The sequence below is a fragment of the Leifsonia sp. fls2-241-R2A-40a genome (assembly GCF_030209575.1).
GTDB lineage: Bacteria > Actinomycetota > Actinomycetes > Actinomycetales > Microbacteriaceae > Leifsonia.
On sequence record NZ_JARVRS010000001.1, the window covers coordinates 2,321,532 to 2,333,079 of the forward strand.

10 protein-coding genes are annotated in these 11,548 nt (G+C 70.0%); 6 read left to right on the plus strand and 4 right to left on the minus strand.

Annotated elements, in window-relative coordinates:
* Positions 1-50 precede the first annotated feature (50 nt).
* From QRN40_RS11560 to QRN40_RS11585, 6 genes are read left to right on the plus strand one after another with little or no spacing between them, the layout of a single operon-like run.
* A complete protein-coding gene (locus QRN40_RS11560) occupies positions 51-1,916 on the plus strand; it encodes a polysaccharide biosynthesis protein (RefSeq protein ID WP_285115788.1) in 1,866 nt (621 codons plus the stop codon).
* A complete protein-coding gene (locus QRN40_RS11565) occupies positions 1,913-3,058 on the plus strand; it encodes a DegT/DnrJ/EryC1/StrS family aminotransferase (protein WP_285115789.1) in 1,146 nt (381 codons plus the stop codon). The genes QRN40_RS11560 and QRN40_RS11565 overlap by 4 nt, the downstream gene beginning before the upstream one ends.
* On the plus strand, positions 3,055-3,672 hold the full coding sequence (locus QRN40_RS11570; RefSeq protein WP_285115790.1) for a sugar transferase: 618 nt from the start codon (positions 3,055-3,057) through the stop codon (positions 3,670-3,672). Before QRN40_RS11565 ends, QRN40_RS11570 begins: the two co-directional genes overlap by 4 nt.
* Positions 3,669-4,307: an acetyltransferase gene (locus tag QRN40_RS11575; RefSeq protein ID WP_285115791.1), complete on the plus strand. Its 639-nt coding sequence runs from the start codon at positions 3,669-3,671 to the stop codon at positions 4,305-4,307. Before QRN40_RS11570 ends, QRN40_RS11575 begins: the two co-directional genes overlap by 4 nt.
* A 13-nt stretch (positions 4,308-4,320) precedes the next feature.
* Entirely contained in the window at positions 4,321-5,262 is a 942-nt protein-coding gene (locus tag QRN40_RS11580) for an NAD-dependent epimerase/dehydratase family protein (RefSeq protein WP_285115792.1), read from the plus strand.
* The gene (locus QRN40_RS11585; RefSeq protein WP_285115793.1) at positions 5,259-6,425 is read left to right on the plus strand and encodes a glycosyltransferase family 4 protein; all 1,167 of its coding nucleotides are present in this window, start codon (positions 5,259-5,261) and stop codon (positions 6,423-6,425) included. The genes QRN40_RS11580 and QRN40_RS11585 overlap by 4 nt, the downstream gene beginning before the upstream one ends.
* Here QRN40_RS11585 and QRN40_RS11590 read toward each other — a convergent pair.
* The 4 genes from QRN40_RS11590 to QRN40_RS11605 form a co-directional block, all read right to left on the minus strand.
* Entirely contained in the window at positions 6,392-7,465 is a 1,074-nt protein-coding gene (locus tag QRN40_RS11590; protein WP_285115794.1) for a glycosyltransferase, read from the minus strand. The genes QRN40_RS11585 and QRN40_RS11590 overlap by 34 nt on opposite strands.
* Before the next feature lie 8 nt (positions 7,466-7,473).
* Positions 7,474-8,697, minus strand: coding sequence for an MATE family efflux transporter (locus QRN40_RS11595; protein WP_285115795.1), 1,224 nt, complete (start codon positions 8,695-8,697; stop codon positions 7,474-7,476).
* Positions 8,694-10,109: a hypothetical protein gene (locus tag QRN40_RS11600; protein WP_285115796.1), complete on the minus strand. Its 1,416-nt coding sequence runs from the start codon at positions 10,107-10,109 to the stop codon at positions 8,694-8,696. The genes QRN40_RS11595 and QRN40_RS11600 overlap by 4 nt, the downstream gene beginning before the upstream one ends.
* A gap of 101 nt (positions 10,110-10,210) precedes the next feature.
* A complete protein-coding gene (locus QRN40_RS11605; RefSeq protein ID WP_285115797.1) occupies positions 10,211-11,479 on the minus strand; it encodes a nucleotide sugar dehydrogenase in 1,269 nt (422 codons plus the stop codon).
* Between the last annotated feature and the right edge of the window lie 69 nt (positions 11,480-11,548).

The following is an 11,548-nucleotide window of genomic DNA, read 5'->3' on the forward strand; positions in this document are numbered from 1 at the left end:
GCGGCGCTCCGCTAGCATCTACTCGTTAACATCCAGCAAGGAAGTTGTGCATGGCCCTGAAGGACTGGCTCTGGACGACCAGAGTCCAGGACGAGACCCGAGCGCGCGGCGAATCGATCGTCGCGCGATTCGGCGGCCAGTATTTCGCTGACAGTCTCGCCTGGATCGTGGCCATCGTCGTGGCCGTCGTTCTGCGTTACGATTTCGCGCTCCACCGCATCCACTGGGTGCCCGTGCTCGTGTTCGCGATCGCGGTTCTGCTGCTGCAGCTGGTGCTGGGGTGGCTGTACTGGGTCTACCGCGGGCGCTACACCTACGGGAGCTTCGAGGAGGCGACCGCGGTCGCCCTGACGGTGCTCACCGTCGCCCTGCTGATGACGATTCCGCTCGCGCTGGTCGGCCCGGCGTTCGGACTGCCCCGCAGTCTGGCACTGATCGCGGGACCGATCGCGTTCGGGCTCATGGGCGTCGCCCGCTATCTGAAGCGGCAGTACGTCATCCGCCGTCTCAAGGTGAACCCCAACGCCGAGCGCGCACTGCTCGTCGGCGCCGGGTTCATGGGCAGCATCATGGTCCGCCGCATGCTCACCGACCCGGACTCGCAGTACCTGCCCGTCGGCATGCTCGACGACGACCGGAGTAAGCGCAACCTCCGGCTGCTCGGCGTTCCGGTGCTCGGCGAGGTCGACGACCTGCAGCGCGTGGCGACCGCCACCAGCGCGACGGTCGTCCTGGTGTGCGTGGCACGCGCCGACGCGCCGTTCCTCGCCCGTATCTCCGACCTGGCGGAGCCCGCAGCGCTGCGGGTCAAGGTCCTGCCGGAGCTCGACGAGGTGCTGGAAGGACGCACGCGACTCAGCGACGTCCGTGATGTGTCCATCGAGGACATCATCGGGCGCCGACCGGTCGACACCGACATCGAGTCGATCGCCGGCTACCTCACCGGCCGTCGCATCCTGGTGACCGGCGCCGGAGGCTCCATCGGCTCGGAGCTGGTGCGGCAGATCTCCAAGTTCGGCCCTAGCGAGCTGATGATGCTCGACCGGGACGAGACGGGTCTGCAGCACGCGCAGCTCAACATCGTCGGCAACGGCCTTCTGGACTCCGACTCGCTCATCCTGGCCGACATCCGCGACGGGGAGCTGCTGAAGGACATCTTCCGCCGCCGTCGTCCCGATGTGGTCTTCCACGCGGCGGCGCTCAAGCACCTGCCGATGCTGGAGCGGTACCCCGACGAGGCCTGGAAGACGAACGTGCTCGGCACGCTCAACGTCATCCGGGCGTCCCTCGACGCCGGGGTCGAGCAGTTCATCAACGTCTCGACGGACAAGGCGGCACGCCCGACGAGTATCCTCGGTCACTCCAAGCGCGTCGCCGAGCGGCTGACGGCATGGGCGGCGGAGTCGTCCGGTCGCGACTACCTGTCGGTGCGATTCGGCAACGTGCTCGGCAGCCGCGGGTCGCTCATCCCGACGTTCAAGCGGCTGATCGACGAGGGCAAGCCCCTGACGGTGACGCACCCGGACGCCACCCGGTACTTCATGACGATCCCGGAGGCGTGCCAGCTGGTCATGCAGGCCGGGGCCATCGGCTCGGCCGGCGAGGTGCTGATCCTCGACATGGGGCAGCCGGTGAGCATCCTCGAAGTGGCGCACCGCATGATCGCGCAGTCCGGACGGCACCTGGACATCGTCTTCACGGGGCTGCGTCCCGGCGAGAAGCTGCACGAGGAGCTGATCGGCGAAGGCGAGGTCGACCGGCGCCCTCACCACGAGCTGATCTCGCACGCCCGCATCCGCCCGATGGACCCGGCTCGTCTCGACCGCGGGGAGTGGCTGCGCCGCTGGGAGCTCGGCCACAGCGACACCGCGATGGTCGGCGTGGTCGACGGCGTTTCGAGGGGTGCCGAGGCGTGAGCCGGATCTACATGTCCTCGCCGGATGTCGGCGAGCTGGAGGAGCAGTCCGTCCTCGGAGCACTGCGGTCGGGCTGGATCGCACCGCTCGGACCCGACGTCGACGCCTTCGAGCGGGAGCTGGCCGACCGGGTAGGAGTGCCGTACGCGGTGGCTCTGAGCTCGGGCACCGCCGCTCTGCACCTGGCGCTGCTCGGTGTCGGAGCGGGACCTGGGTCGGTCGTGATCACCTCGACCATGACGTTCGCGGCGACCGCGAACGCGATCGTCTACACGGGCGCCGAACCGTTCTTCGTCGACTGCGACCCGGTGACGGGCAACCTGTCGCCAGAGCTGCTCGAGCGCGCGCTGCAGGACGCCGCCGTCGAAGGCCTGCGGGTCGCCGCGGTGCTGCCGGTCGATCTGCTCGGTCGCGTGGCCGACTACGAGCGCATCCAGCCCCTGGCGGAGCGCTACGGCGTGCCGGTGGTGTCCGATGCGGCCGAGTCGCTCGGTGCGTCGCGTCACGGCCGCTCGGCCGCGTCCTTCGGCGTCGCGGCCGCCCTCTCGTTCAACGGCAACAAGATCATGACGACGTCCGGCGGCGGGATGCTGCTGACGGCCGACGAGGCTCTGGCTCAGCGGGCGCGCTACCTGGCGACGCAGGCGCGCCAGCCCGTGGCCCACTACGAGCACGTCGACATCGGCTACAACTACCGGATGAGCAACCTGCTCGCTGCCTTGGGTCGCGCCCAGCTGTCGCGCCTGGATGGCATGATCGCCCGGCGTCGTGCCATCCGCGAGCGCTACCGCGACCTGTTCGCGTGCGTTTCCGGCGTCACGATCTTCCAGGGAGCGGACGACGCCGAGGACAACTGCTGGCTGACCTCGATCCTGGTCGACCCGGAGGTCGCCGGCTGGCGTGCCGCCGAGCTGAGCGCCTGGCTCGCCGAGGATGACATCGAGAGCCGCCCGCTGTGGAAGCCGATGCACCTGCAGCCGGTGTTCGCCGACGCCCGCCGACTCGTCGACGGCAGTGCGGAGCGGCTGTTCGAGACCGGCGTGACCCTGCCCAGCGGCTCGGTGCTGACCGAGGAGCAGCTGGAGCGGGTGACCGGCCGCATCCACTCGTTCATCGGATCGCGGACGGGCCTGCCTGTATGAGCCCCGCCCGGCCCTACGACGCCGTCAAGCGCGTGCTCGACGTCGTCACGGCAGTGGTGGTGCTGGCGCTGGGTTCGCCGGTCTACCTCGTCGTCGCGCTCCTCGTCGCGCGGAAGCTGGGCCGGCCGGTGCTCTTCACCCAGCCGCGGCCCGGTCGCGGCGGACGGGTGTTCACCCTGCTGAAGTTCCGGACGATGCGGACCAACCCGCCGGGGGAGGAGCTTCCCGACGAGGAGCGGCTCACCTCGTTCGGCCGCGCCCTCCGCTCGTCGAGCCTGGATGAGCTGCCGAGCTTCGTGAACGTGCTCCGGGGCGACATGAGCGTCGTCGGCCCACGGCCCCTCCTGGTGTCGTACCTGGAGCGGTACAGCCCCGAGCAGGCCCGCCGCCACGACGTGCGTCCGGGGATCACCGGCCTCGCGCAGGTGAGCGGCCGCAACACCGTCGAGTGGTCCCGTCGGTTCGACCTGGACGTCGAATACGTCGAGAAGCGGAGCTTCCGGCTCGACGCCTGGATCCTGTTCCGCACGATCCGGGCCGCCGTGGCGCGCGAAGGGATCTCCGCCGAGGGCCACGCGACGATGCCCGAGTTCAAGCCGGGCAGCCCCGCGTGACGGCCGTCGTGGTCGTCGGCGCCGGAGGCTTCGGTCGCGAGACGCTGGATGTGCTGGAGGCGGCGGAGCGAGAGCAGCCCGGCCGTTTCGAGGTGCTCGGCGTCGTGGACGACGCGCCGTCGGAGACTGCGCTCGAACGCCTGGCGGCACGCGACATCGCCTACCTCGGCACGGTCGACCAGTGGCTCGGCGCGGGCCCGGATGCCGCCTACCTTCTCGGGGTCGGCTCGCCGGCCGTGCGCGAGCGACTCGACGCCCGGCTGACCGCTGCGGGTCTCACCGCCGCGACCGTCGTGCATCCCCGCGCCGTCATCGGCAGCCGCGTGCGCATCGGAGACGGCAGCGTCGTCTGCGGCGGCGTGCAGCTCTCCACGAACGTGATCCTCGGCCGCAGCGTCCACCTGAATCCCGGTGCGATCGTCGGCCACGATGCCGTGCTCGAGGACTTCGTGTCCGTGAACCCGGGGGCCATCGTCTCCGGCGAGGTCCGCGTCGGGCGTGGCAGCCTCCTGGGCGCCGGGAGCGTGGTCCTGCAAGGTCTGCGGGTCGGAGCGGGGAGCACGGTCGGCGCAGCCGCGTGCGTCACGCGCGACGTTCCCGACTCCGTTGTCGTCAAGGGCGTTCCCGCCCGCTGAACCGAAGAGAGCAATGAGAATTCTGATCACCGGCGGCGCCGGCTTCATCGGGTCCAACCTGGTCCGTCACCTCAACGCGGTGCATCCGGAGGCGGAGCTCCGCGTCCTCGACGACCTGAGCACCGGCAACCTCGCGAACCTGGAGGGCACCCGCGCCGACGTGACCGTGGGCAGCATCCTCGACTTCGAGCTGCTGCAGTCGGTGGTCGACGGAGTCGACTCGGTCGTGCACCTGGCCGCCCTGGGAAGCGTTCCCCGCTCGGTCGCGGCGCCCATCCCCTCGCACCACGCCAACGCCACCGGCACGCTCCACGTTCTCGAAGCCGCGCGCCTCGCCGGTGTGGAGCACGTCGTGGTCGCCTCCTCCAGCTCGGTGTACGGGAGCAACACCAAGCTGCCGAAGACCGAGTTCGACTGGACGCGGCCGATGAGCCCGTACGCGGTCAGCAAGCATGCGACCGAGGGCTACACGATCGCGTACAACCACTCGTACGGGATGCGGACGCTCGCCTTCCGCTTCTTCAACGTGTTCGGGCCGCGTCAGGCCGCCGACCACGTGTACGCGGCGGTCATTCCGAAGTTCGTGGAGGCCGCCCTCGACGGGAAGACGCTCACCGTGCACGGCGACGGACTGCAGTCGCGCGACTTCACCTACGTCGAGACGGTGTGCGCCGCCCTGACCACTGCCATCGAGCGCCGGATCAGCGACGTGCACCCGGTGAACCTGGCTTTCGGCACCAGCACTCCGCTGTTGCGCGTCATCGACCTGATGCAGGACCACCTGGGCATGGAGCTCACCGTGGAGCACGTCGAGCCGCGCGTGGGGGATGTGCGCGCCTCCCAGGCCGACGGTGTGCGCATCCGCGAGCTCTTCCCGGAGGTCCAGCCGGTCGAGTTCGAGACCGCCCTGACCCGGACGATCGACTGGTACCGCGCGCAGCGGGACGGTCGATGACCGCAGAGACGCGCGATCGCCGTCCGGTGATCGTGCTCGGCGTCACCGTCGACCTGTCCCTGCGACTGATGACCGGGTTCCCGGCGTTCCTCGTCTCGCGCGGCTGGGACGTCCACGTGGTGTGCTCGCCCGGAGCGGGTCTGGATGCTCTGGCCTCCGTCGCCGGGGTGACGGTTCACCCGCTCCCGATGCGACGCGATCCGGCGCCGTTCGCCGACCTGCGGTCGCTGTTCGCCTGGATCCGTCTGCTGCGCCGCCTGCGCCCGGACGTCGTCAGCGCCGGAACCCCGAAGGCCGGCCTGCTCGGGATGCTCGCCGCGCGCCTGACGCGCGTCCGATCGCGCGTGTACCTGCTGCGTGGCCTGCGGCTGGAGACGGCCGGCGGTCTCGGCCGGCGCATCCTCGCCGCGCTGGAGCGTCTCTCCATCGGGTCGTCCACCGTCACGGTGGCCGTCAGCCGCAGCCTGGCCGCCCGCACCGCGGAGCTGCGCCTCGGTAAGCCGGACCGTCTCGTCGTGCTCGGCGACGGCTCCTCCAACGGTGTCGACCTGGAGGCGATCGAACGGGCGCTGCCGGCCGGCGGAGAACAGGCCGCCCTGCGTGACAGCCTCGGGCTGGACGGACGACCCGTCGTCGGCTTCGTCGGGCGCCTGACCGTCGACAAGGGCGTCGCCGTGCTGGCGGAGGCCCTGCGGAGCCTCCGGGCCCAGGCTGCCGAGCTGCAGCTTCTGGTCGTCGGCGCGATCGAAGCGGGGGGAGACGCCTCCATCCTCGACGTGGACGGCCTGACGATCGCCCGCACGGGCTTCGTCGCCGACCCGGAGCGCTACTACGCACTCATGGACGTGCTGTGCCTGCCAACCTTCCGGGAGGGCTTCCCGAACGTCGTACTGGAGGCTGCAGCGGCCGGTGTGCCGACCGTGACGACCGACGCCACCGGTGCGGTCGACTCGGTGGTGGACGAGGAGACGGGGCTCATCGTGCCGGTCCGGGACGCGGCCGCGCTCGCCGCGGCGCTGTCGAGGATGGTCAGCGACGCGCCTCTGCGCTCACGTCTGGGCGACGCCGCGCGCGAGCGCGCCCGCACCCGCTTCGCGCGGAGCACCGTCTGGGCAGCGCAGGAGGAGTTCTACCGGGGCTTGGTGGAGCGCACGCGCTCGTAGAGCTCCAGGTACGCCCGCGCACTGTCGGAGACGCGGAACCGCTCTGCGTTATTCGCTGCGCCCTCGGCAAGCTCGTGGTACGCCTCAGCGCTCCGGGTGGCGGTGGTGATCGCACGGGCGATGCCCTCGACGCCGTCCGCCTGGTCGAAGAGAATGCCGGCGGTTCCGTCTGCGACCGAGTCGCGGAAGCCGTCCACTCGGGGGCCTACGACCGGGAGCCCCATCGCCATCGCCTCCGCAGCCACCAGTGAGAAACCCTCGAAACGCGAGGTGGACAGCAGGAGGTGGTGCTCGTCCATCAGTGCGCCGACATCATCGGACTGCCCGGCCAGCGTCACCCTGTCCGAGACGCCGAGTTCCTGGATGAGCGCGGCGAGCGCGTCCCGCTGGTCGCCCTGGCCGACGATGGTGAGCGTCGCCTCCGGCAGGGCTGCGATCGCGCGCACGGCGTCCGCGAAGTTCTTGCGCGCATCCAGATTGCCGACGGCGATCACCTTCGTCGGCGTGGTCAGCTCGCGGTCCCGCCGCCGGTCGAAGAACGCGTCGGAGATGCCGTTCGGGATGAGGTCGACCTCGCTGCGCACGCCGAGGCTCTCGAGGTGCGCGAGCAGCGCATCCCGAACTCCGGCGCTGATGGCGACCAGGCGGGCGTAGCGGCGGTAGAAGAGGCGGTCGGTCCGGCGCAGGACCGGGCTCTCGCGTCGCCGGTTCCAGGTCGAGTGCTCGGTGTAGACCAGCGGGCGCCTGCCGGCGCTCAGCGGCGCGAAGTAGAGCGCGGGGAAGAGGTGGACGTGCACGATGTCAGCGCTCCGCAGCCACCGGCGCATCCGGAACAGCGAGAGAGGGTCGTACGGGGAGCGCCCGGCGGTGACCACCCGGATGCCCTGGCGCTCGGCGGCCGCGAGCGGGACGCCCGCTGCACCTCCGATGGTGACGATGGTCACCTGGTGTCCCGCATCACGCATGGACGACGTCAGGTCGACGACCAGGGTCTCCGCACCGCCCGTGGCGAGGGAGTTGATGACGTGGACGATGCGCACCGGCTGCCTCAGATCACGTCGACGTCGGCGTCGGACCCGAGGTCGAGATCGACCGGCTCGGAGACGTTCTTCGTCTGCCCGAACAGGAGGACGATCCAGACGACCGCGATGACGACGGTGGCCAGCGTGACGGCGACGATCGCGCCCTTGATGCCGAAGAGCAGTCCGCCGGCGATCGGCAGCACGATGCCGGCGAGCGACGTGACGGCGCGCGCGCTGAGCAGGCGGCGGCGGGTGAAGTGCGTGCGGGCCAGCAGGTAGTACACGCCGTTGAGGAACGTCGCGCCGACGAAGACGCCGGCCTCCCAGGCGTAGTCGGTGAGCGCCGTCAGCGTTCCGATCTCCAGGCCGGTCAGCTTGAGCAGGACGATCGCGGCGTAGCAGACTGCGCCGATCACGGCCGAGAGGCCGACGAAGAGCGCGACCGAGCGGGCCCGCGCGAACCGCTTCGCATCCACCCCCGCGAACAGCGGGCGCACCGGAGTCAGGAGCAGCTTGACCGGGCCCGACACGTTCGACAGGGCGCGGTAGACGCCGAAGCCGTTGACTCCGAGGATCGGGATGAGCGCATAGGGCGTCCCGATGCCGGAGGCGTCGAGCAGCACCGAGTCACCGAGAAGGGTCTTGATCTCGTGGTTGTGGGTCCTGAGCCACGACGGAACGAGCGAGGGCGCGTATCCGGTGGCGGGCTTGGAGAGGGCCGCGCTGACGACCGAGCTCGCCGCCCAGACGATCATGACCGTCGTGATCGAGAAGCTGTCGCGGGCGAACAGGAACAGCGCCCAGCCCACGACCAGGACGACGACGTTCGCGAAGTCCGCCGGGACGACCCAGCGGTATTCGCGGTGGTGCATGGCGAAATAGCGGGCGCCGACCCGGTAGGTCGCTGTTCCGACGGCCACGCCGCTGAAGACGGCCAGCCCCTGGTATCCCGGGATCAGGGCGAGGATGAGCGTTGTCACCACTCCCGACAGGACGGAGTGCGCGAGCAGGGGCGCGCTGAACTGCCGCCAGTCGGCCACCGGCCGCACCCGCTGCCAGGCCTCGCAGACGACGGACAGCAGTACGGACGACGCGAGGGCGAACGCCAGGTATACGGCCGAGAAGCGGCCGAAGGCGGCGGGCTCCAGGCTGACCAGCGCGAGGAACTGGAGGAGGACGATCGCCGCCGAGGAGAAGACCGTGCCCAGCGAGATCCAGTAGAGGTGCTGGCGCGAGGAGCCGGGACTCACGTGTACTGCTCCGCCAGCCGCGGCTCCAGCGGCTCACGCTCACGGCTGCGCGCGACGAAGATCGCGCTGGCGATCATCAGCGGCAGGAAGACCGGCCACATGTGCCCCGGCGCCTGCAGGTAGGGGTTGGTCGCGTTGGCGGCCAGCGCGGCGAGCGCGCCGACGGTGCTCACGTACAGCGGCGCGCGCATCCCCTGGTCGAAGCGGAACGCCTTGCGCACGGCGAGGAACGCCGTCACGAAGGTGGCGAGCAGGAGCAGGATGCCCAGGATGCCCGTCCAGTAGAAGATCGCGTGATACTGCAGTTCGGTCTGCCACGGCTTCATGTCGCGCACGACCTCGCCGCGGTCGATGGTGGCCCCGAAGCCCCGTCCGACGAGCAGGTCGGCGGGCGACCGCGGGGACAGGAGGTTCTGGCTCTCGTTCTTCCGGATCTCATCGGCGAGAGCATCGTCGGCGGTGACGCTCAGCTTCTTGTCGTCGTACGTCGCGAGGTCCTTGGTCGGCAGATCGGCCTTCTGGCCTTCGACGATCGTGGAGGATGCGCCGACGGCCGAGCCGAACATCGACGCGAAGTGCGGCTGCGCCATGAAGCTCAGAGCGATCGCGATGACGGCGGCGATCCCGAGGCGCAGGAAGGCGCGACCGGAGAACCGGGGGTTGGTCGAGCGGGCGTTCCGCAGTCGCAGGGCGATCAGGGCGAGGATCGCGATGATCGGCGACACCACGAGGATGATGACGATCGCCCGGCGCCAGGAGACGACGGCGCCCGCGATCGCCAGCGAAGCGGCGGCGGTCCGCAGCCACACGGGAGGCAGGTACCGGTCGCGCGGGTCGCAGAACAGGGAGGCGACCCACATGGCGCCCCACCAGATCAGCGGTGGCAGCGAGCTCGACGAGAGGGACACCATCCCGCTCGCGTCGGTCACCCCGCGGAGCAGGAGCGGCGTAGTCAGCCAGGTCGGAAGCGTGCTGAACGGCAGGTGCCCGGTGATCGCGAGCGCATCCACGATGAACAGCAGGCCGATGAAGACGGTCACCCAGGCGCCGACGGTGAAGATCACGCGGATGAGGCGGCGGTCGAACCCCACCACGATGACGCTGAACACCGCGGGCCACACCAGGAAGAAGACCAGCGTGCGCTGCCACGACTCTGCATCCCGCGCGATGCCGGTGACGATCCCGAGGACCAGGAACGCGAGCCAGAGCACAGCCGGGAGCAGCAGCGACCGGTCGGGACGCAGCTTGTTCCGCAGGATGGCGATCCCCGCGAGCAGCGCGAAGCTGAGGATGAGCGGGTACAGCAGGAGGTTGTTGCCGACCGGCACCAGGAACACGTACGCCATCGCCACGACGGACCATGCCGTCACGGCGATGGTCCACGGGTCGCGGATCCGCGATGACTCAGACATGGGGAGATTCCTTATGGACGAAGGGCGCGACTAATCTACCGCACGGTCTACGGGCTGCTTCACGGCCACGCTATCGAAGGCCCGCTCCAGCATCGCGGCGCTCAGAGCCGCTCGACGGTCGGGCCGCTGACCCGGTTCTTGGTGTCGAGGACGGGGGCGGAGGTCTCGGCGAGCAGCTGCAGGTCGAACTCCTCGTGGTCGGTGACCAGGACCACGGCGTCCGCCCCGGCCAGCGTCTCCGCGGTGTAGGGCGCCCGCTCGACACCTGCCGGCCAGCGGTGGTCCTCCACGCGGTCGTCGATGCCGACGATCTCCGCGCCGAGTTCCCGCAGGACATCGATCAGACGGAGCGACGGGGACTCGCGGATGTCGCCCGTGTTGCGCTTGTAGGAGAGGCCCACGAGCACGACGCGCGCGCCGTTCAGCGCCTTGCCCGCGCGGTTCAGCAGCACCATGAGCCGCTGGGCGACGTAATCGGGCATGTGGTCGTTGATGTCGTTCGCCAGCTCGACGAAGCGGAAGGACTGGCCGAGCTTGCGGCGCACCTGCCACGACAGGTAGCTGGGGTCGACCGGGAGGCAGTGTCCGCCCACACCGGGGCCCGGGGTGAACTTCATGAAGCCGAACGGCTTGGAGGAGGCCGCGTCGATCGACTCCCACACATCCACGCCCAGCTGGTGGCCGAAGATGGCGAGCTCGTTCACGAGCGCGATGTTGACGTGCCGAAACGTGTTCTCGAGGAGCTTGGTGAGCTCCGCCTCCTTGGTGCCGCTGACCGGCACGGTGCGCTCGACGAGGTCGTCGTAGAAGCCCTTCACCCGCTCGAGGGAGGCGGCGTCGATGCCGGAGACGACCTTCGGGGTGTTGGTGAAGCCCCAGGTCGGGTTTCCGGGGTCGATGCGCTCGGGGCTGTAGCCGACGTGGAAGTCGGTGCCCGCGGTCAGTCCGGAACCCTCCTCGAGGATCGGGACCAGGAGCTCCTCGGTCGTGCCCGGGTACGTGGTCGACTCGAGGATGACGGTCGCGCCGCGCGTCAGGCGGGTGGACAGCGCGCGTGCGGAGTCCTCGATGTAGGTGAGGTCCGGGATGCCCTCCTTCAAGGGCGTCGGCACGGTGATGACGGCCACGTCGAAGCCCTCGGCGTCCGCGTAGTCGTCGCTCGGTGTGTAGCTGCCGGACTCGATCGCTGCGGTGAGCGTGGCCGACGAGATGTCGTCGACGTACGACTCGCCGCGGCGCAGCCCGTCGATGCGGCGCTGATCCACGTCGAGACCCACGACGGTGTAGCCCGCTTCCACCGCTCGCATCGCTACGGGGAGGCCGACGTAGCCCTGACCAACGATGACGGCGTGCTTGTTGAGTGAACTCATTCTCGGATTCCGAACGACGGCGCGGCCCTGCGGGCACACGGGCGAGGGGACCGGCCAGGAACGGCGGTC